This window comes from Anabaena sp. UHCC 0253 (assembly GCF_009712085.1).
GTDB lineage: Bacteria > Cyanobacteriota > Cyanobacteriia > Cyanobacteriales > Nostocaceae > Dolichospermum.
Genome location: NZ_VILD01000002.1, coordinates 333,221 through 353,112, shown reverse-complemented (window position 1 = coordinate 353,112; position 19,892 = coordinate 333,221). Strand labels below are relative to the sequence as shown.

21 protein-coding genes are annotated in these 19,892 nt (G+C 36.3%); 7 read left to right on the top strand and 14 right to left on the bottom strand.

The window, feature by feature from the left end; genetic code table 11:
- Nucleotides 1–74 precede the first annotated feature (74 nt).
- From FJR38_RS05690 to FJR38_RS05680, 3 genes are all read right to left on the bottom strand, one after another.
- Complete coding sequence (locus FJR38_RS05690; RefSeq protein ID WP_168496359.1) at nucleotides 75–575, bottom strand: 2TM domain-containing protein; 501 nt, start codon at nucleotides 573–575, stop codon at nucleotides 75–77.
- 233 nt (nucleotides 576–808) lie between these two features.
- Nucleotides 809–1,570: an RloB family protein gene (locus FJR38_RS05685; protein ID WP_168496357.1), complete on the bottom strand. Its 762-nt coding sequence runs from the start codon at nucleotides 1,568–1,570 to the stop codon at nucleotides 809–811.
- A 1-nt stretch (nucleotide 1,571) separates the two neighbouring features.
- Nucleotides 1,572–2,861 (bottom strand): ATP/GTP-binding protein, encoded by a 1,290-nt coding sequence (locus tag FJR38_RS05680; RefSeq protein ID WP_168496355.1) that lies wholly within the window; start codon nucleotides 2,859–2,861, stop codon nucleotides 1,572–1,574.
- 456 nt (nucleotides 2,862–3,317) lie between these two features.
- Here FJR38_RS05680 and FJR38_RS05675 point away from each other — a divergent pair, with 456 nt between their 5' ends.
- Complete coding sequence (locus tag FJR38_RS05675; protein WP_168496353.1) at nucleotides 3,318–4,025, top strand: ROK family protein; 708 nt, start codon at nucleotides 3,318–3,320, stop codon at nucleotides 4,023–4,025.
- A 68-nt stretch (nucleotides 4,026–4,093) separates the two neighbouring features.
- Here the strand turns inward: FJR38_RS05675 and FJR38_RS05670 are convergent, their stop codons facing one another.
- The 4 genes from FJR38_RS05670 to FJR38_RS05655 all read right to left on the bottom strand — a co-directional run bounded on the left by FJR38_RS05670 (nucleotide 4,094) and on the right by FJR38_RS05655 (nucleotide 8,207).
- Complete coding sequence (locus FJR38_RS05670; protein WP_168535892.1) at nucleotides 4,094–4,981, bottom strand: M48 family metallopeptidase; 888 nt, start codon at nucleotides 4,979–4,981, stop codon at nucleotides 4,094–4,096.
- 238 nt (nucleotides 4,982–5,219) lie between these two features.
- The gene (locus tag FJR38_RS05665) at nucleotides 5,220–5,687 is read right to left on the bottom strand and encodes a DUF29 domain-containing protein (protein ID WP_168535890.1); all 468 of its coding nucleotides are present in this window, start codon (nucleotides 5,685–5,687) and stop codon (nucleotides 5,220–5,222) included.
- Nucleotides 5,688–5,778: 91 nt separating this feature from the next.
- A complete protein-coding gene (locus tag FJR38_RS05660) occupies nucleotides 5,779–7,503 on the bottom strand; it encodes an ABC transporter ATP-binding protein (RefSeq protein ID WP_168535888.1) in 1,725 nt (574 codons plus the stop codon).
- Nucleotides 7,504–7,583: 80 nt separating this feature from the next.
- The gene (locus FJR38_RS05655; protein WP_168496345.1) at nucleotides 7,584–8,207 is read right to left on the bottom strand and encodes an exopolysaccharide biosynthesis protein; all 624 of its coding nucleotides are present in this window, start codon (nucleotides 8,205–8,207) and stop codon (nucleotides 7,584–7,586) included.
- Between the two features lie 231 nt (nucleotides 8,208–8,438).
- On the opposite strand from FJR38_RS05655, the gene FJR38_RS05650 reads away from it, so the two are divergent.
- Nucleotides 8,439–9,221, top strand: a complete 783-nt coding sequence (locus tag FJR38_RS05650) for an ABC transporter permease (RefSeq protein ID WP_168535886.1) — start codon at nucleotides 8,439–8,441, stop codon at nucleotides 9,219–9,221.
- 63 nt (nucleotides 9,222–9,284) lie between these two features.
- Here the strand turns inward: FJR38_RS05650 and FJR38_RS05645 are convergent, their stop codons facing one another.
- Together FJR38_RS05645 and FJR38_RS05640 are read right to left on the bottom strand one after the other, a co-directional pair.
- On the bottom strand, nucleotides 9,285–10,073 hold the full coding sequence (locus FJR38_RS05645) for a Uma2 family endonuclease (protein WP_168535884.1): 789 nt from the start codon (nucleotides 10,071–10,073) through the stop codon (nucleotides 9,285–9,287).
- A 148-nt stretch (nucleotides 10,074–10,221) separates the two neighbouring features.
- A complete protein-coding gene (locus FJR38_RS05640; protein ID WP_168496339.1) occupies nucleotides 10,222–11,880 on the bottom strand; it encodes a mechanosensitive ion channel family protein in 1,659 nt (552 codons plus the stop codon).
- Between the two features lie 437 nt (nucleotides 11,881–12,317).
- On the opposite strand from FJR38_RS05640, the gene FJR38_RS05635 reads away from it, so the two are divergent.
- The 4 genes from FJR38_RS05635 to FJR38_RS05620 all read left to right on the top strand — a co-directional run bounded on the left by FJR38_RS05635 (nucleotide 12,318) and on the right by FJR38_RS05620 (nucleotide 14,986).
- The gene (locus tag FJR38_RS05635) at nucleotides 12,318–13,043 is read left to right on the top strand and encodes a pyridoxine 5'-phosphate synthase (RefSeq protein WP_168496337.1); all 726 of its coding nucleotides are present in this window, start codon (nucleotides 12,318–12,320) and stop codon (nucleotides 13,041–13,043) included.
- 128 nt (nucleotides 13,044–13,171) lie between these two features.
- Nucleotides 13,172–13,891, top strand: coding sequence for an ester cyclase (locus FJR38_RS05630; protein ID WP_168496335.1), 720 nt, complete (start codon nucleotides 13,172–13,174; stop codon nucleotides 13,889–13,891).
- Nucleotides 13,892–13,954: 63 nt separating this feature from the next.
- The gene (locus tag FJR38_RS05625) at nucleotides 13,955–14,287 is read left to right on the top strand and encodes an MgPME-cyclase complex family protein (RefSeq protein WP_168496333.1); all 333 of its coding nucleotides are present in this window, start codon (nucleotides 13,955–13,957) and stop codon (nucleotides 14,285–14,287) included.
- Between the two features lie 57 nt (nucleotides 14,288–14,344).
- Nucleotides 14,345–14,986 carry a hypothetical protein gene (locus tag FJR38_RS05620; RefSeq protein ID WP_168535882.1) on the top strand — a complete coding sequence of 214 codons (642 nt, stop codon included), beginning with the start codon at nucleotides 14,345–14,347 and terminating at the stop codon, nucleotides 14,984–14,986.
- A 10-nt stretch (nucleotides 14,987–14,996) separates the two neighbouring features.
- Here FJR38_RS05620 and FJR38_RS05615 read toward each other — a convergent pair whose 3' ends face one another.
- From FJR38_RS05615 to folD, 3 genes are all read right to left on the bottom strand, one after another.
- A complete protein-coding gene (locus FJR38_RS05615) occupies nucleotides 14,997–15,461 on the bottom strand; it encodes a divergent PAP2 family protein (protein ID WP_168496329.1) in 465 nt (154 codons plus the stop codon).
- Between the two features lie 89 nt (nucleotides 15,462–15,550).
- Nucleotides 15,551–16,417 carry a geranylgeranyl diphosphate synthase CrtE gene (gene crtE, locus FJR38_RS05610; protein ID WP_168536430.1) on the bottom strand — a complete coding sequence of 289 codons (867 nt, stop codon included), beginning with the start codon at nucleotides 16,415–16,417 and terminating at the stop codon, nucleotides 15,551–15,553.
- A gap of 189 nt (nucleotides 16,418–16,606) precedes the next feature.
- Nucleotides 16,607–17,482 carry a bifunctional methylenetetrahydrofolate dehydrogenase/methenyltetrahydrofolate cyclohydrolase FolD gene (folD, locus tag FJR38_RS05605; protein ID WP_168535880.1) on the bottom strand — a complete coding sequence of 292 codons (876 nt, stop codon included), beginning with the start codon at nucleotides 17,480–17,482 and terminating at the stop codon, nucleotides 16,607–16,609.
- Nucleotides 17,483–17,680: 198 nt separating this feature from the next.
- Here folD and FJR38_RS05600 point away from each other — a divergent pair, with 198 nt between their 5' ends.
- Complete coding sequence (locus FJR38_RS05600; protein ID WP_168535878.1) at nucleotides 17,681–18,712, top strand: hypothetical protein; 1,032 nt, start codon at nucleotides 17,681–17,683, stop codon at nucleotides 18,710–18,712.
- Nucleotides 18,713–18,763: 51 nt separating this feature from the next.
- Here FJR38_RS05600 and FJR38_RS05595 read toward each other — a convergent pair whose 3' ends face one another.
- Together FJR38_RS05595 and FJR38_RS05590 are read right to left on the bottom strand one after the other, a co-directional pair.
- Nucleotides 18,764–19,057, bottom strand: a complete 294-nt coding sequence (locus FJR38_RS05595; protein WP_168535877.1) for a 4a-hydroxytetrahydrobiopterin dehydratase — start codon at nucleotides 19,055–19,057, stop codon at nucleotides 18,764–18,766.
- A 47-nt stretch (nucleotides 19,058–19,104) separates the two neighbouring features.
- A complete protein-coding gene (locus FJR38_RS05590; RefSeq protein WP_168535876.1) occupies nucleotides 19,105–19,758 on the bottom strand; it encodes a methyltransferase in 654 nt (217 codons plus the stop codon).
- Nucleotides 19,759–19,892 lie beyond the last annotated feature (134 nt).

Sequence of the window (19,892 nt, the reverse complement as noted above, 5' to 3'; positions counted from 1 at the left end):
CTAGTTTAAAGCTTAGTCAAAAAAAGATGTTTTTAAACATGAGTTTTTTCTTTTCTTTCTGACTTTTCTTAGGTTTAAGGACTAAAGACCTTAAACCATTTATTTAAAACTGTATTAATTGTTTTTTTGATTTGATGTTTACGATTCCAGTTTTGAAAAGCAATTTCGTAATCTTCACCTTTCGTTTGAAAAGTATTCCAAATATCTAAACATATGGCTAGTCCGCAAGCGAGTAAGATGTAAAGTGACCAAGAAAGACCGCCACTAATGGAATCCATCGCTAGGAAAAAAATATTAATAATTGCGTAATTTCCTAAACGTTTTTTAAATTTACTTTGACGATAAAGATTAAAAGCTTTCCGCTGTTCCACTTCACTTTGTTTCACTAACCAATCCCGTTCCGCTTGTTGCAGAGTAGCGGGTGATATTTGTAACTCTGTGGCAATTTCCAATATCTGTTGATAAGAAAATTCTTGATCATTATCATCAACTTGACGAGCGATCGCTAAGTGGAGAATTTGCTGTACATCTTCTTGACTGTAAGAACGCAGGCTATTAGAGTTAAAGGTTGTCATAATTTTTGCTCAAATAATAGTTTTAATAGAAAAGCACGCTAACATTAGCAATATTTACACTATTCTTACATTAACAAATTTAGATAAAATTGGTGCTAATCAAAAAATTATTCTAGAATCAAGCGATCGCTTATCTACCGAATGTACTATAACCTACTTCTGTTAGTTTCAGTAATGTGAAAACTACGCACCTCCTCCAATAACTAACGCTTAATAGCTACTATAGCAATTCCTTAAATTTCTAAATTTATAGAAAGTTTTATCAGTTTATCCACTAACTTATAAACTTCAGTACCAATTTTATGTTCTGGATAATCTGGATCATTTATATTCAACTCATCAAGCATTTTTGATCTAGAAATTGCTTCTGGTATATATTCAATAATTTTTGTAAAAGATGGTTGTTTCTTACTTTGGTGAATCATATTCCATATTTTTTTACAAATTCCTGGCCTTTTTTTGATATATTGATTTTGAATATAATTTTTTAAACTAATAAATTCAGTAATTTCTAAAATTCCTGCATTTTGTAAATTTGTTTCTAAATCAAAAAAGTGGAGAATTAACCAGATTTCAAAACAGGGATTACTAATACATAATTTATATATAGGATTTTCATAACACTTTTTTGCTATATCAGAAATAGTTTGCTTTCGGTTATTATAATCGTCAGTATCTATGATAATCCATAATTCATCATATTCTGTAAGATTATACTTTTTCTCTAATTCTTGTGAAAATTGAAGTAAAGTTTGATATACATACCGAGGATCTGAGTTACAAGCATTTTCTTCTTCTCTATCTATATACTCTACATGAATATTACCAATCCGAAAATCCTCTTCATATTTAGTTGTTAAGGCATTAAAATATTGATATTCAGTTTTATCTCCTTCCGCAGCTATTATATATAGCTTCCATTTTCCATCTTCACCGCACTTACCAGCAATATAACTTGATCTACCTTGATAATCTGTATTTCTTTGTCTTCCCATGTTATTTTTTCTCTCTCCATCCCATTAATTTTAAATCTTTAATAAAAGGTATTGCTCCAAATCTTCCATTAAGATATCCAACAGCTAAATCTAAATTGTCAACGTCTGTATTAGCTAAAGAATAAAGTATAGATTGTCCATATTTATCTTTTTCTACAAACCAGATTTCATCTTTTCTAAAAATATCTTTGATATCTAGTAAATAAACTTCATGAGTAGTAGCAATTAACTGACTGTTTAAATTTCGGTTTTCAGGATTATTTAAAAAATAATCAAATAGTTTCTTCATCAGTAAAGAATGTAAACTTCTTTCAATTTCATCTATTACATAAACAGCATTTCCACGCGCTAAATGTATCAGCATGGGAAATAAATCTATTAGCCTTTGTGTCCCATCTGATTCTTCTGATATTTCAAACTTAACTTCACTATTTTCTTTATCAAATCTTACTGGTGATAAATTGAGAACTGTTAATTTATCAGTTTCGTCTTTTGCTTGAGAGATAATACATTGCAAGCTAGGTATAAATATTGCATTTACTTCTCCTTCTTCATCAGGAAAATTCTTTTTGATATCTTCTTTGATTTCTGTGGGTATTTGTTGATATTCATCTAAATCAATTGTGGCAATACTAAGTTTTTTAATTCCTAAATCTAATGATTCTAAAAACTTGCTCAAAGAATTTTGAACTGATTGACTGAAAAAAGGTAGAAGAGGTTTAGAATTAGGAAAAATAATTGTTAAAACATCATTAAACCATTCATATATAGATTCTATTTGTTTGATTTCACGTTCTTGTGAATTAGTCAAAAACAATAAATTTTCTCTTGTACCTATTGCTTCATAGCGAATCCTATTTTTTTCATCTTCAGAAATATTCAAAAAAACCTCGTGATTAAAATTATGGAAATCAAAATCTTTTGCCCTTCTTTCATAAATCGAAATTTCTGTATTTATACCAATTTCAAATAACCATTCTTCATGAATTTTATGTTTATCAACTACAAAACCATAAGCATACTGTTTATCATTCATTCTAAACTCAAACTCAAACCTAGATGGTTTTGTATAACAAGTTTTATCGAGTTTAAAATTATTTATATTTATGTTTTTATTTTTTTCAACACCATCTACAATAAAATCTCTGGCGAATTTCATGGCTTTAATTAAGTTAGATTTGCCAGAAGCATTAGCACCATAAATAATAGATGTTCTCAATAATCTTATTGACTCCTGAGAATCACCTGCAACTACATGATGACTATGATGCGGATCATCTGAAGCAATCATATTAAAGTCTATCCTTTGGTTAAAGGATAAGAAATTTTCTACTGTAAATCTTATTAACATAATTATTGAAGTATCTAGTCAATTTCTTCTATCATACTGATAAAAAACTTTTAAAGTCTAATGATTTTAGCAATTTTACCTCTTTTATTCATATCCAATACAGAAACTAAGAATTGAAGGCAATAGGTAAGATTTTTAAATGTAGTACAGGTATAATAACTCATGCTAAGTCTTTTTAGCGACTGAATATACATTGAAAAGTTAAATTGCTAGTTAGATGAGATAAAATGTGTCACAACTAAAAATTATCCTGTATAACATACCTACATATAATAAAAGTCAGCAGCATTAATAACAAGCAACTTGAGTAATATAAAAACTATTAAAACATATCCTGCTAATAGTAATTTAACAACGCATAATAACCAAAGAAGTTGCAGCAAAAGAGAAAAATTAATGTTAGAAGATAACGGATCTATTCGTACCCTGTCTGTAGATATTGGCGGTAGTGGTGTCAAAGCAATGGTGTTAGATATTACGGGCAAACCTTTAACCGAAAGAGGCAGATTAGAAACACCCCAACCCGCGACACCAGAAGTAGTAATTAATACTATTGTCGTCTTAGCAGCCGCTCAAGGTGAATATCATCGGGTATCAGTTGGTTTTCCTGGTGTAGTGCGTAGTGGAGTCACAGAAACTGCTGTCAACCTCCATTCTAATTGGATTGGATTTGATTTAGCAACAACACTTTCTGAACAGTTAAACAAACCAGTCAAAGTGATTAATGATGCAGATATGCAGGGATTAGGAGCGATCGCTGGTAAAGGTGTAGAACTGGTAATTACCTTGGGTACAGGATTTGGTTCAGCCTTATTTGTAGATGGGAAATTAGTTCCTAACATGGAAATGGGACATCATCGGTTTCGCAAAGGAGAAAGCTATGAAGAACAGTTAGGACGGGCTACCTTAGAAAAGATTGGACAGAAAAAATGGAATAAGCGATTACAAAAAGCGATCGCTTCTTTGCAACAATTATTTAACTGTGATTGTCTTTATATCGGTGGTGGGGAAGCAGTGCGAATAAATATGAATTTGCCGTTAAATGTGAAATTAATTCCCAATATTACGGGGTTATTAGGTGGTATTGCCTTGTGGAAAAATTAGGCAAAACTTAAAATTACGATTGCCTCATAGCAAAGTATTAGAGGCAATCGTATTAGCTTTTATTTTCATCACCAAGAGGTCAAAAAATTCCATCCTTCTTTTTCTTCCGTTTCCGGTGGTTTGAGATTCTCTGCTTGAATTAAATGTTCATATTCTCCAGAATCAACCCATTTTAATAATTCACCAGTCCGCATCACCAACCAAGAAAGACTAGATTCTGAATAACTTAATATTTTTGTAACTTGATCAAGACTATCAAAACTATTAGCTGCAAACTCGCGGGATTGAATTAAGAAATCTTCGATCACATCAGTAGTTAAATACTCTTCCGGTAAACCTGCAAGTTTCATTAGTGCAGTAGTGGCGACATTCACATCCTGACAAGTTAATAAACCAGCCCGATCTGCAGTAAACTTTGCCATCATTACCCAATTATATAATGCCAATTCTACACCACCAGCTACCAATCCGCCTATTCCTAGAGTGGTACTACTTAACCACATTTTCAATGCAGGCATGACAATTGACATTTGATGATAAATGATATGCTGACTTTTAATTCGAGCAAGTTCATATCCAAAAATAAACAACAATTCATCATAATTCAACCATTCCATCCCATCAAGATTAATCCCCACAATGGTTTTTTCTACGCCAATAATATAGGTTTTAATATGTCCTGTCCCTCGAAATAAATACAATTCAGGAACAGTAGCAATATCAAGAACTTGGCAAGCTTCTAAAAATGGTTGATATAATTGGGGAAAATTTCGGGGTGTGACTCTAATTTCACTACCAAGACTTTGTAATCTCAGCAACCGATCAATACCATATTCGTTCACTTTTTTAAGTAAAGGGGAGACACCAGGCATATTTTGTAAAGAAGCCAAAGCTTTACGATCAAAAGGATGTTCATAAGCTGTGGAACTGATTCCAGTTAATATTTTTCTTGTCATCGGTAGTGAATTAATTTGGTAAAATAATGAAGTTAAATCGTTTGATTCTATAAAAAATCCAGGAAATAAATTTCCTGTCTAATAGCTAAAGTTGGTTCTCAGCGACTATTTTTTGTTTATTTATTCTATTTAAAATATGAAATTTCATTTTTAGTTACAAGACTTTCTCAAAACAGAATCAAAGTAGAAGTAATTCATGAATTATCCTTCATCAAGGTATAGCAAAAAAATATCGCTTTTATACCCCATAAAAATCCTCATCTAGAATTTCCTCTATCTCAAAAGGACAAATTATAGGATATTCACTCTCTTGCGGTACACTAACCCCAAAATTAGCCAATTTACCCTCCTTAATTGCCAATTTACGCCCATCAGGATAGGCTTTTTCTACTGCTTCTATTAAAAAACTTTTTAGAGATGGAGTATCTTCAAGATTATCTAAAACCCGTTGACGATGTTCCACAACAGAACTATACCAACTTGTTTTCATGGTATCGGGTACATCATGCTGAATTTTTAATTTGAGTAAGTGAGCTAATAATATTTTCAGATTACTTTTGAGTGTATTCTTCTCTGACTTACCCAAATCAACTAACTCCTCAATTAAATTCTCAATATCCAGGGATGTAAATTCACGATTTTGTAATTGTTGAATTGTTTGCTCAATCCATAATTGCAAATCGCTATCATATAGTTTATTAGACATCTTTGAGGTGTACTCCCATTAATCAACTTTACTACCACTGTAACTTAACTACCAGAATATAGTTGCTTAACAGCCCAACATCAAAAAATTGTCAAGAAAACTGTTGAGCATAATACCGTGCATATCTCCCCTCTAAACCTAATAATTCCTCATGATTTCCTGATTCGACAATTTGCCCTTTTTCCAAAACCAAAATGCGATCGCACTTCCGCACTGTTGATAATCTATGGGCAATAATTAACACCGTGCGTTTTTCCATCAATCTCTCTAAAGCCTCTTGTACCAAAGCTTCTGATTCTGAATCTAACGCCGATGTTGCTTCATCAAGTATCAAAATTTGTGGGTTAAGAAGGACTGCACGAGCGATCGCAATTCGTTGTCTTTGTCCCCCTGATAAATTCACACCCCGCTCACCAACCCAAGTATGATAACCTTCTGGTAATTGCTGAATAAATTGATGAGCATTGGCAATTTTTGCCGCTGCTTCCACTGCTTCAATGTCAAAATTCTTTTGTCCAAAAGCGATATTTTGGGCAATAGTTCCTGAAAACATAATTGTTTCTTGAGGAACAATACCAATTTGTTTTCTTAAACTATTTAAAGTCACATCTCGGATATTTACACCATCTATAAAAATGTCCCCAACTTCAGGATCATAGAATCGAGGTAAGAGATTTACAAAAGTAGTTTTACCAGCCCCAGAAGCACCAACTAGAGCGATCGCTTGACCTGGCATTACTAATAAACTAATATTATTTAATACAGGTTCTCCTGATTTATAGGCAAAAGTGATATTACAATATTCAACTTTGCCATTAACAGCCGGCAGGTTAATAGCATTAGTTTTTTCTAATACCGTTGGTTGAATTGCTAATAACTCAAAAACTCGGTCAACCGATGCCTCACCTTGTTTAAATTCATTATAGTTATTGGTAGTATGACCAATAGGATCAATTAACAAAGCTGCTGCTGTTAAATAACTAAAAAATTCACCTACCGTTAAATTGCGTTGAGATATTTGCCAAGTTCCAACCATCAGCAAAGATAAGGCACTCACAGCTTCTAAAAAACCCACAATGGGAATTTGAATAGCCTTTAATCTTTCTGTTGAGTATTTAGCTTTAAAACTGCGTTCTGCTTCGTGACTAAATCGCTCTATTTCATATTTTTCGGCTGCAAAAGCTTGGATTAACCGAATCCCGCTGAAAACTTCCGTTAAAATAGCAGATAAATCAGAAATACGATTTTGACTTTTGAGAGAATATTTACGTAATCTTTCCCCAAACCAACCAATTAAAATTCCCATAATTGGGGCAACAATTACCGTCGCTAAGGTAAGTTGCCAATTCAAATAAATCATGTAAATGGGAATAGCAATTAGCTGCAAAACACAGGGAGCAAAATCATGAAACAGCTTATTAATAACTTCCCCAACCCGATCAACATCTTCCGTAAGACGATAAGATAAATCCCCAGCTTTAGCAGTTTCAAAATAGCTGAGGTTGAGTTTTTGTAAATGTGTATAAACCTGTTGACGGAGATAAAAAGCTATCCTTAAAGCTGCCCTGGCCATATATAAATCTTGCACAGATTGAAAAAAGCCTCTGACAAGAAATACTAAAGCACTAATTCCCGTTAATTGAGCGATCGCTAATACATTACCATCTCCAAAAGGAACTGCCAACTTACCCGCGACATTAATCAGGGTTAAAGTTGCCAGTACATATCCCAAAATCCCCACAAAACCCTTAGTGATAGTTTCCCACTGGGTGCGGATATAGGGTAAAAGTTGCCAATAATTAGAACGTGTTTTCAAGTCGTAACATCCACAAAAATATTTTCCTTTGTTTGACGCTACCAGCTTTTGGTTTAATTTGGGAATTGGAGGTCATAAAATTATCTTCCTAACCAAGTTTTGATCATATCCAAAAGACTAGAACCACCCCACATCAAAGCAAATAGAATAGAGGTAGTTAGAATTGCTCCCATGAGACACAAAACTAAACCACCTAAACTGATAGCACCATCATCTTCTGATAACCCAAAAGCAGTAACAAAAACACCCATTGCTGGTAAAGTGTTAGTCCCAGGGATAGGAATCATCATCGAAATGGCCATGAGAGCGATCGCACAACCAATAGTAATTCTACCTGGTAATGTGGTACAAATATAAGATAGACGCGGACGAGCGATCGCTTCAATTCTTCGCAACCAAGGTAGTCCCGCTTTCAAAAATCCCCGAACCGTAGATAGTTGCAGAGGATGATTAAGCATCTTTTGAGGTAGCCAAGGGGTTTTTGCACCTGCAATTAACTGTGCAGCCAGAATAAAAATTAGAATACCAAAAGGAACAGAGTAACCAGGTGCAGGAACTGGTAAAGCTGAAGGTAGGGACAAAATCACCAACAAAAACCCAAAAATTCTTTCTTGAGCTAATAACAAAATATCTGCTAAATTTACCTTTTCCGGTCTTTCTTCATCAAAAAAATAGCGTTGTAATTCGTTAGAAAGTTTAGCCATATATTGCGGTGAATTTGGTTTAAGTGATACATCCAAAATAGTCTAACTTAAAGAATAAACTTTAAGTTACAGATTTCATTATGATTTATTTAGGGCTATTTTTTTATTACATGAATAATTATATGTAATGTTGCATCCAACATCTTAACCTTCCTAAATTTATAAAATAAAAATTATATTAAGTTTGGATAAATTTATTTTATTGTGTAGGTATTGGTTAACAGAGGGAAAATGCAAAGATATTTAAAAGTGCTAAGATTGTTTTGGAGTGCAGCGATCGCATCCGAAATGGAATATCGTATCAATTTTATCATTGCTGCTGTTAGTAGTTTAGGTAATTTGGTAGGTAGTCTTTTCAGTTTGTTCCTTTTTTACCGCACAGGTTACACCTTTACAGGTTGGTCATGGGACGCAGCCCTAATCATATTAGGAATTTTCACCTTACTACAAGGCTTTTCAGCAACATTTCTCGCTCCTAACTTAAACCGAATTGTGCGTCATGTCCAGGAAGGGACTTTAGACTTTGTATTATTAAAACCTATTCGTAGTCAGTTTTGGTTATCTATCCATACCCTTTCTCTTTGGGGAATACCAGATTTAATCTTTGGGTTACTTATTATTGGCTATGCTGGTAAAAAACTCGGCTTAGGAATTGACAAATATTTACTTGGTATCCTTCCTTTAGCTTGTGGTTTAGTTATTCTTTACAGCCTCTGGTTCATATTAGGAGCAACTAGCATTTGGTTTGTAAAAATATATAATCTGACAGAAGTATTAAAGGGATTTTTAGAAGCTGGCCGATATCCAATTAGCGCCTACCCAGCTACTTACCGCCTTTTCTTTACCTTCATAGTACCAGTTGTTTTTTTAACCACAGTTCCTGCCCAAATAATATTAGGTCAAATTCAATTTACTTGGTTAATAGGCACAGTATTTTTGGCTATATTATTGTTTTTCATTTCCACACAATTTTGGCGCTTTGCATTACGGTTTTACACCAGTGCTTCAAGTTAAAAAAAATTTGATGTTGGGTTTTTTAATGTCAACCCAACCTAGATTTATTCTCCAGAAAATATATCAAAACATATCTGGATCTTCACCCAATTCTCTTAATCTAGCAGCCAATTTAGCCGTTTTTGCCTGAGCTTCTTCCTCTCGTAATTTAGCTGCTTCCTCTCGTAATTTAGCTGCTTCCTCTCGTAATTTAGCTTCTTCCTCCCGTAATTTAGCTGCTTCCTCTGGTAACAAAACTATATTCCCAGCAACATCATAAAACCTTATCCAAATCGCAGTTTCCCTATCTATAGTTCCTTCCCAAGTTCCCAACCATAAACCCAAACGTCTACACCAAAGCCAACCATTTTCATTGGGAGTTAAAAGTTGATACTGTTGGTTATCATCTAAATGCCATCCTTGTAAAGAATTAGGATCAAATGGGTTATAAACAAAATAATCTGAGGTGCGGAAAGTCTGTTCATAAAGGTCTTTCTTAATACCTTTGTCTATTCCTTCTGTAGACGGTGACATTAATTCCACAATCACATCAGGATAGCGACCATTTTCTTCCCAAACTACCCAACCTTGCCTAGATTTATTACCATCAACATTGAGAACAGCAAAAAAATCAGGACCACGAAAATCACGATTGCGAATCTGGGTACTACTGTAGTAAATAAACATATTGCCGCCAGTAAAATAATCATTGCGGTCAGACCAAAGCTGCTGCAATGACCGAATCAGGACATTCATGGCAATACGGTGACGATTTGATTCCAAGGGTTCACCATCATCAAATATTAAATCTGTAGGTGGGTCATGGGGTTCCCATTCCACTTCCACAATGGCTAGATTGTTGTCGGTAGTCATGAGTGATTATCACCTTTTTGATCAAGCCCTCAATCTCTACATTATAATCTACCCGGACTTTTGTAAAAGTCTTTAACCGTTAGTTAGTAGTCAGGGAATTAGTTCTCAAAACAAAAATCTAACTCCTGACTACTAACCTTGGGACTATTTAACCAGTGTAGATATGAGCCAGTCTCAAGCGCCGAATCATTTCTCGACGCACTTCATTTTTTACTCTTTCCCCACGTCGCCAATGTTCTAATTGAATATTATCAATGTAGAACCTCACAGAAAATTGCATAGAAGAACCTTGGATATCCGTAATTTGAATTTGTGGTTCTTTCCAAGCAGTAGATGACTCTTTAAAGTTAGTTTCTAACCAATCTAACAATTTTGCTGCGTAGTCATCTAACCTAGTTTCATCAACTCCTGGATTAGAAATTTTCTGAAATAATTTATTCAGTTTAATTTTTAAGACTTCAATTTTTTGTTCCCATTCATCTGGCAAAATAGTGCTATCTTCCGCTACTAAATCTGGATCTTGTAACCAGGTTTCATACCAAAATCTCACTAAGCTAATGAGGTTTTGTTTACCAATTGATACTTGTTCTTCTTCTAGCCAGGAACGTTGTCTTTTACCCTTGCGTTCAGTAAGAATAACCATTCCTACTAAATTTAATACCTCTATATAGTTTTTTTGAAGACTTCTCAGTTCTTGTGTATCTAATCCACCCTTTTCCAGAAGTTTAATTTCTGCAATTAACTCCTCAAAAGCAGTGTGGATTTTCTTTAACTGAAGATTTACTTCTTTCTCCAGTGAGATACGTTTACGTCCTGCATCTTTTTTAGAAAGCTTATCTTCCTCAGCTTCTTTCAAACCATAGAAGCTATCTAATGATTTTATTTTCTCATCAAAATTAGCTAAAGTATCGGGATGTCCAGCAACAATTTCTTTGAGAATATTTGTAGCTACAACTGAATCAGCATCAATTCTTACTGCTACTTTAATTGTATAAGCATAGTGAGTAGTCGGACGACTGAGGTTAGTAATACTTTGATTTCCTAAAGCCGCATTAGGCATATAAAGTTCACAATGTTGTTCAATTAAATACAACTTTGTCACCCGAATGCCAATTTGTTTGATAATTGCTAATGAACCATCAGAAGTAGTGATCACATCTCCAAACTTAAAGGGTGTATCAACTAATAGAACTAAACCACTAAAGAAGTTACTGAGGATATCTTTGACAGCTAATCCCAAAACTACTGTGATACTACCTAATGCTAATCCTATTCCTGTTAAATCTACACCCAGTGTAGTGAAAAATAGAGAGATGCCAATAATATATGTAATTACAGGGATGAAATTTTGTAGAAGTGGGATTAAAACATCATCCCAAACAGCCTCTGTTTTCCTCGCGTAGGCTTTCAAAGAGGATACTGCTGCTTCATTAAATAGCTGGGTAAACCAATAAGTAAAAGCTCCTATCAGAAAAGCCGTAAGCCCCCTTTGAATCCAGTCTATGAATACTCCAGCACTATTCAAATGGAGGAGAGAAAATTTAAGACTGGTAAGGATAAAAATGATAGTTAGAGGAGTTTGGGAAATACCGAGAATTAGTAGTAATGTATCCTTTTCCCATTTACGAACTAGCGATCGCAGGATATAGAATAATCCTATATAAAGTAAAAAAGAAACTCCCGCACATAAACCTAATGTGGACAAAAATGCACCTATCTGCACCGCATTTGGTGTAACTAATAACGCTGCGGATACAGTATCAGTAGTCGGCGATGGTGATGCTGCTTGAGCAAGGATATAAATCATTGATGCCTGTCTCAAATATTACAATTCTGGATAACTCGAAAAAGAAATTATCTGAAGATTATCAGGAAATGGAAACATGGATATAGTAAAAAGTAAAGCCTGCTTAGACTTTTTACTTCATATAGCCGCGTAGCTCTAACTATTTTGGCTACAATACTTGCAAGTAACTCGAAAATTAGCTTCTAGATATGAATGATATTTGAGGTTTTTCGTATGGATGTAAGTGTGACGTTAAGATAATACTTTATTTTTACGCAAATTAAGAAACTAAATAATCAGGGAATTCACTGAAAAAGTGTAGTTAATATTGTGTTGGTGAACCTCATCTATCTACAATCTGCTGTATCTATAATTTTTATGGCAATTTATACTTATTTTGTCTTTTTAATTTCCGCTAAAATCAACATCTGAAAACAGTACAACAGGAGAAACAAGACGTGCCTACACTCGGTGTTAATATTGACCATATCGCTACTATTCGTCAAGCGCGGCGGACAGTAGAACCAGATCCCATAGCAGCAGCTATATTAGCAGAACTCGCAGGTGCAGATGGAATTACTGCCCATTTGCGCGAAGATAGAAGACATATTCAAGATCGAGATGTGCGTCTATTACGGCAAACAGTGAGAACCCATCTCAATTTAGAAATGGCAGCCACCGAAGAAATGTTAGCCATAGCCCTAGACATCAAACCCGATTACGTCACCTTAGTTCCTGAAAAACGGGAAGAAATTACTACAGAAGGTGGTTTAAATATTGTCGGACAAATTGCTAGAATAGGAAAAATAGTTGATCAATTGCAAAATGCTGGCATTCCCGTGAGTTTGTTTATTGATGCCGAACCACCACAAATTGAGGCATCTGTCAAGATCAAAGCGAAATTCATCGAACTGCATACAGGACAATATGCAGAAGCCAAGGATGAAACAACTCGCCAAAAAGAACTAGCTTTATTAGCCCAAGGCTGTGAAAAAGCGATTAAAGCTGGTTTGCGTGTGAATGCCGGTCATGGACTCACATACTGGAACGTTTACCCCATAGCTGCCCTTCCAGGTATGGAAGAACTCAACATTGGTCATACTATAATTAGTCGGGCAGCTTTAGTAGGTATAGAAAGAGCAGTCCGAGAAATGAAAGAAGCCATGTCACTGCGTTCCCATTAAAAATTAAACAATTAAAAATTAAAAAGATGTTCTGCTTTTTTAATTTTTAATTCCCAATTTTTAATTTCTTCCAGAGGGGTGTTAGCTGCGAAATCCTCAAAAGTCAAATTTGGAAACTTCAAACTACTATGACTTCTCAACAGTCTAACAACCTACCCTTATGGGTACAGGATCGAGATCAAGTAATTGCAGCCAGCACTGATGCTCAATGGCGCTCTCAAAAACCCCCTGACTATAGCCGTTCACGGGAAAACCTAGCCAAAGAGAGCATCCACAATCATCTGGACGGTACACTGGAAGCGATCGTCGAAAACCTGGTAAGAACCCTCGAAATGGAAGCCTCATGGAAAATTAACCCCCAACAGTGGTTATCTATCGTTAATGACAAATTCCGGGTAAGTAGCAATGGTGGTCAAGAATATACCGCTGCCGATTTAGGTGCTAAGGGTACTTATAATTTATTTATGGCTGATTCTGAACATTACAAAGCTTCAGAAGAAAGTTTTGAATCATCCCATGATATCTTTCATAGTACCTTTCCCCAAGGATTCCCCTGGGAAGTATTGGCAGTTTATTCGGGTCCTCCCAATGTTACATTTAAATGGCGACATTGGGGACACTTTCAGGGTACATACAAAGGTTATGCACCAACAGGGAAAACCGTAGAAATTATCGGTATGAGTGTAGCTCAAGTTACCGATGATTTAAAAGTAGTTTCCTTAGAACACTATTTTGATAATGCCCTGTTCTTAGAAAATCTGACAGCAGGTGGCAAACTAGAAAATAGTGAAAATAAGGGCAGTAGTTGTCCCTTTGGCTCTTGGTTTAAGGGATTCAAGAAAAGTTAATTGATCAGGGTACAGCCTTAACACTGTACCCTAAAGTTATGAATTAGTCAGCAAACACAGACAATGCAAACATACTATTACATTTTGGCCAGTCAACACTTCCTCCTGGAAGAAGAACCGATAGAAGAAGTTCTCAAAGAACGCACTCGTAACTACCACGAACAAGAAAAAGAAATTGATTTTTGGTTAATTAAGCAACCCGCATTTTTAGAAACGCCGAAAATGGCAGCTATTAAAAAGAAATGCCCCCAACCAGCAGCAGCTATTATTTCTACTAATCCCCAATTTATTACTTGGCTAAAACTGCGGTTAGAGTATGTTATTACTGGTGAATTTTCAGCGCCTTCCGATACCATACCTAATCCATTGGCATCTCTGAGCGCAGTTTCTTCATAGGGGAAAAGGGGAATTAGGGGATTAGATAAGAATTACCAATTACCAAATATACAATTTATGCAAAAAATACAAACTTTATCAAGTGTTTTATTATTAACAGTTGCTCCTTTATTTAGCACAATTCATCCTGTTATTGCTCAACAAAATCTTCCTAATTGTCAACCACCAAATGCGGGAGAATATCTATTATTAGTAATTAGTCCAACAACTGAAAACCAAAAGCAGTTACGTAGCGCCTTACCGACTGAACTAAAATCAGTTACCTGCAAATATACCAACCAAACAGTAACGCGAATTGGTGGGTTTAAAAAGATTGATGATGCTAATCGTTGGGCTAGATATATTCAGAATATAGTTGGTTTATCTGCCATTATCACGACTCGTGCGACAGGACAAACACCACAAATACCACCTCAAATAGCACCATCAAATATTAGCTATAACCCCAAAATATTAGGGGAAGGTTATGCAATTCTGGTGGATTATTTTAATCGTCCAGAAATGGTTAGTAGTCTCCAGCAAGCTGTAGGGGGTGATGTAGGTTTAGTGTCTTATGGACAACGGCCTTACTTGCTGGCTGTTTATACTACCAATCAAAAAGAGGCATATAACACATTAAAAAAACTCAGCGAAAGTGGTTTTGTTGCTATCTTAGCAGATGGTCGTAAAGTAGTCCTACTACGATCAACCGTCCGTTAAAAGTTAGTTGTCAATTAACTGAATATGCAGCCCTAGCCAACCAAGAGATAGCTATACCTAAAACCGAACCAGCAATAACTTGAACTGGTGTGTGTCCTAGCAATTCCTTGAGACGGTCTTGGAAAAAATCCGGTTTTTCATGAAATAATTCATCAATCATTTGATTGAGTATGCGTGCTTGTTTACCGGCAGCTTGACGGACACCGGCTGCATCATACATAACAATGATAGCAAAAACAGTAGCCAGGGCAAACTCTGGAGAAGCCCAACCCAAAGTTTGGCCAACACCGTCTGCTAGGGCTGTCACTAGGGCTGAATGGGCGCTGGGCATACCTCCAGTGGTGACTAAAACACGCACATTTAATTTGCGATGTTTTACTAACTCAACGATAAGCTTTAATCCTTGAGCCACAAAACAAGCTACAAGCGCAACCAGCAGCACCCTGTTGTTGATAATTTCGCCTATGTCCTGCATGGTATTTTGGGGAAGTTAGTAATTGTGAGCAGTAGTTGTGTGGAGGAAAAACGTAAGTACGAGCCAAGATTCCCAATTTAAAATTGGACTTAGTGATTGCGGCTGGTAATAAAGTGAGCTAGAGCTTGGAGAGGAGCGGCTTTTTCCCCATAAGGTTCTAATTCCGCACAGGCTTCAGTAACTAGTTGTTGAGCTTTGGTACGTGATTCTTCAATTCCCCATAGACTGGGATAGGTGACTTTTTTTGCTGCGAGGTCTTTACCAGCAGTTTTACCTAGCTGTTCTTGGGTAGCAGTGATATCTAGAATATCATCAATAATTTGGAAGGCTAGACCAATATTTTGAGAATAACGAGTTAATTTCTGCACATCTTCAGCAGATGCGCCGGCAATAATTCCCCCACAAACCACGGCAGCTTCTAACAAGGCTGCGGTTTTATGGTTATGGATAAAATTCAAGGTTTCTAGGGAAATATCTGATTTACCTTCCGATTCTAAATCTACCACTTGACCACCGACTAAACCAGCCGCGCCTACTGCTTTACCGAGGCGAATAATTACTTGTAAAACTCTATCTCTGGGAATATTTTCAGGTGTTTGGGCGGCTACATATTCAAAGGCTAAAGCTAATAACCCATCTCCTGCCAAAATAGCAATATCTTCGCCATAGACTTTGTGATTTGTTAATTTACCGCGACGGTAATCGTCATTATCCATGGCGGGTAAATCATCATGAATAAGTGACATGGTATGGATCATTTCCATAGCACAAGCTGTAGGCATGGCCATTTCAATTGTGCCACCAATCATTTCCGCAGTAGCAAGACAGAGAATGGGACGTAACCGCTTACCTCCAGCTAACAGAGAGTAGCGCATTGCTTCATAGATTTTTTCTGGATAAACGACGGGAATAGAATTATCCAAAGCTTGTTCACAAAGCGGTTGTCGTTCTTGCAGATAAGTAGCGAGGTTAAACTTAGCTGACTCTGATTTTTGGGGGTTTCAAATCTTTTATCCGTTGCTACCATGCTTCAATTCCTGAACTTTTTGATTACTTGTGATATGTGTGCCAATTTTACGGGGCTTTGGGGATGAAAAACTCACGCTTTTGGTGAGTAATCATGAATATTAATAAGAAATTATTTCTCAATTACCGGTTGTTTGCAAATAGCTAGAAACAGTATTTTGCAATAACATAGCAACTGTCATCGGACCGATACCACCCGGAACAGGGGTAATATATTCTGCCACATTAGCGATCGCTTCAAACTGAATGTCACCGACTAAACGACTTTTGCCACTGCTATCTGTGACACGATTTATTCCCACATCTACCACAACTGCGCCTGGTTTCACCATATCCACAGTAATCATACCGGGAATACCTGCTGCGGCGATAAGAATATCAGCATCTTGGGTAATGGTTGGTAAATCCTGGGATTTGGAATGAGCAATTGTGACTGTAGCATTAGCCTCTAATAGCATCAAAGCCATGGGCTTACCCACTAAGATACTACGTCCTACTACTACGGCTTTTTTGCCTTGTAATGGAATTTTATATTCTGCTAATAATCTCATGACACCAGCCGGCGTACAACTGCGTAAACCTGTCTCACCTCGCACCAATCGCCCTAAATTGACTGGGTGCAGTCCATCAGCGTCTTTATCTGGTGCAATTTGATGTAGTAGACTGACGGCATCTAAATGCTTGGGTAAGGGTAGCTGTACCAAAATTCCATCTACTCTTTCATCTGAATTTAGTTCAGCAATGACTTCTTCTAGTTCAGTTTGGCTGGTTTGAGCGGGAAAATGTTTACCAAAAGAAGTAATTCCCACTTTGGCACAGGATTTTTCTTTGTTGCGAACATAAGCGGCAGATGCAGGGTTATCGCCAACCATCAAGACTGCTAAACCAGGCGATCGCCCAATTTTACCTTGTAATTTAGCGATCGTCTCCTGGAGTTCTCTCTGGATTTTCTCGGCTAGTGCTTTACCATCTAGGATTTTCGCAGTTTGTTTCATAGGGAATATGAGGACAGGGGAATAATATTTACCACTGACAACTGACCACTGACAATTGACAACTCCATTTTCTCATTTTCCCAGTCACCTAAAATTTAATTTTTGCAGTACAATACTTACCTGCTTTATTCACCAATTTTCAAGACACAATTTGTGTGAAAATAAGCACAAATCGCATACCCCAACCAGCTATCCATCGTGCAAGATACCGACTCCATGAATGACATTGCTGCTGCACTCCAACAGCCAGCAGATTTAGACTTTGAACTCCCTGATCCAGAAGATGAACAAATTCCTGAGTCTGATTTTTTACTACAACTAGATGTAGCATGGCAGGTATGCGATCGCTTTGATTTGCAAACGGAAATTTGGCGAGGACGCATTTTACGCGCAGTTCGTGACCGAGAGAAAAAGGGCGGAGATGGGCGTGGGACTGGTTTTCTTAAATGGCTCAAAGAACGAGAAATTAGTAAAACTCAAGCTTACAGTTGGATTCAATTAGCCAATAGTGCCGATACCCTCATTGAAGATGGCAAACTAGATCCAGATACTGTTAATAACTTTAGTAAACGGGCGTTTGTGGAAACCGCCAAAGCTTCACCGGAAGTGCAACAGATGGTAAGCGAAGCTGCTCAAAAAGGCGATCGCATTACCCGCAGAGAAGTCCGTCAACTTACGGATGAATGGACAGCCATGTCTTCAGATTTATTACCAGAAGAAGTTAGGGAAAAAGCCGCAGATAACAGCCTGCCACCGCGCTACATTGCCCCTCTGGTTAAAGAAATGGAAAAACTGCCTGAATCCCATCAAAAGGCATTACAAAGAGACATAGCTGCCAATCCTGATGTTGATACTGTCAAACAAGCCACCTCAGAAGCTCGTCAATTAGCCAAATATCTCAAATCTGCCGCCCAAGTCCAAGCCTTAACAGCGGAAGATGTAGATATTGAAACTGCCTTAGAAGAAGCTCAACGAGTCGGTTGTTTAAGTATTGCGGCTGACTTAGTAAATCAAGCCTCCCAAATTGAACAAACCATTGCCAAGTTGTATATGACTTGGAAAAAAATTAGTAATTTAGCGGATAGATTATATGTAGATACTGGTGCGAGTACACCCAATTTGCGATCGCTCCTCACCTGCATAGAACCATTAGGGGGAGAAATCATGGAACTACAATTAAGTGGCGCAGTAGAACATACTATCCGCTTACAAATTCAAGAAACAAATTAATTAGTATGACAGGGAAGAAGGAAAAATAAATCCCCAATTCCCAGTCCCTAATTACCTATTAAATACTTCCTCCATTTTTTTCGCTAATTCTATATCTAAATTGCTGATTACATGACCTAAATCGTAAGTAATCAGCGTCACACTTACCAAATTATAAACATTGAACCATTCAGGATGATGCCCCATAGCCTCAGCTTGGATACCAACATTTACCATCCAACCCATTGCTTCAGAAAAGGAAGTAAATTTGTACTCTTTATGGAGTTTTCCTTCTTTAACTGTCCAACCAGGTAAATTAACCAAAGCTTTTATAATTTCTGTTTCCTGAAGTTTATAGCCTGCCATAAATGAATGTACTCCTGATATCAAATAAGATTCTTCTAGTAACTAATCTAATTCATAATCAATTTAAAAACATACCTTTCAATGCCGGTTTCTTCATCTCTTTCAATTGCTACTTTTTCCACATCAAAGCATTCAGGAATTTTTTTGATCAGTTCCAAATCGCCTAGACTAGAGTATGTAAAAAATACTTCCCCTTGAGGTTCTAGATACAGAGACAACTGTTCCACAAACGTAATAAAAATTTGACCGTTTGGATCATTAGTTGCCAATTCTACTGTACTTTCAATATTTTGATGTAACAAAGGTAAATTAAAAGTAATTACATCAAATAGAAGATCAGGCAAGGAATTAAATAGATCCGAGTGATATATTTTAGCACTTTTGAAATTAATAAATGAATTAATTCGAGCGCACAATACAGCATTTTTTCCTACATCAGATAGATATAAATCTTCTACATATTTACTCAAAGATAATCCGACAACACCTGTACCACAACCTATATCTAAAAGCCGTTTTTTCTTCGTTTTAAGATTTTGATATCTTTGCACAATCGGCTTCAAAAGAAATAAAGAGCTTGATTCTATATCTGGATGATAAACATTGGATAGGGCAATAATATTCAGCCCATTTACTTTATAAGTAGCAAACCGAGACTGTTTAGCAAGAAATGCCTGATGAAGTTCTGAGAATGTTTTCATTGACGCAGAAATGCAAATTGAACGTCAACAATTTTACAATCTTTTGTAACTATATGTTGATCCTGATCAAGTTTGATAATATAAAAGGCGGAGCAATAAAGATATCTAGTATGCGTAAAGCTCTTGCGTCCATA

Coding starts and splice junctions, on each gene's coding strand:
- FJR38_RS05690 (WP_168496359.1), bottom strand. CDS start 575: ATGACAACCTTTAACTCTAATAGCCTGCGTTCTTACAGTCAAGAAGAT.
- FJR38_RS05685 (WP_168496357.1), bottom strand. CDS start 1,570: ATGGGAAGACAAAGAAATACAGATTATCAAGGTAGATCAAGTTATATT.
- FJR38_RS05680 (WP_168496355.1), bottom strand. CDS start 2,861: ATGATTGCTTCAGATGATCCGCATCATAGTCATCATGTAGTTGCAGGT.
- FJR38_RS05675 (WP_168496353.1), top strand. CDS start 3,318: ATGTTAGAAGATAACGGATCTATTCGTACCCTGTCTGTAGATATTGGC.
- FJR38_RS05670 (WP_168535892.1), bottom strand. CDS start 4,981: ATGACAAGAAAAATATTAACTGGAATCAGTTCCACAGCTTATGAACAT.
- FJR38_RS05665 (WP_168535890.1), bottom strand. CDS start 5,687: ATGTCTAATAAACTATATGATAGCGATTTGCAATTATGGATTGAGCAA.
- FJR38_RS05655 (WP_168496345.1), bottom strand. CDS start 8,207: ATGGCTAAACTTTCTAACGAATTACAACGCTATTTTTTTGATGAAGAA.
- FJR38_RS05650 (WP_168535886.1), top strand. CDS start 8,439: ATGCAAAGATATTTAAAAGTGCTAAGATTGTTTTGGAGTGCAGCGATC.
- FJR38_RS05645 (WP_168535884.1), bottom strand. CDS start 10,073: ATGACTACCGACAACAATCTAGCCATTGTGGAAGTGGAATGGGAACCC.
- FJR38_RS05640 (WP_168496339.1), bottom strand. CDS start 11,880: ATGATTTATATCCTTGCTCAAGCAGCATCACCATCGCCGACTACTGAT.
- FJR38_RS05630 (WP_168496335.1), top strand. CDS start 13,172: ATGACTTCTCAACAGTCTAACAACCTACCCTTATGGGTACAGGATCGA.
- FJR38_RS05625 (WP_168496333.1), top strand. CDS start 13,955: ATGCAAACATACTATTACATTTTGGCCAGTCAACACTTCCTCCTGGAA.
- FJR38_RS05620 (WP_168535882.1), top strand. CDS start 14,345: ATGCAAAAAATACAAACTTTATCAAGTGTTTTATTATTAACAGTTGCT.
- FJR38_RS05615 (WP_168496329.1), bottom strand. CDS start 15,461: ATGCAGGACATAGGCGAAATTATCAACAACAGGGTGCTGCTGGTTGCG.
- folD (WP_168535880.1), bottom strand. CDS start 17,482: ATGAAACAAACTGCGAAAATCCTAGATGGTAAAGCACTAGCCGAGAAA.
- FJR38_RS05595 (WP_168535877.1), bottom strand. CDS start 19,057: ATGGCAGGCTATAAACTTCAGGAAACAGAAATTATAAAAGCTTTGGTT.
- FJR38_RS05590 (WP_168535876.1), bottom strand. CDS start 19,758: ATGAAAACATTCTCAGAACTTCATCAGGCATTTCTTGCTAAACAGTCT.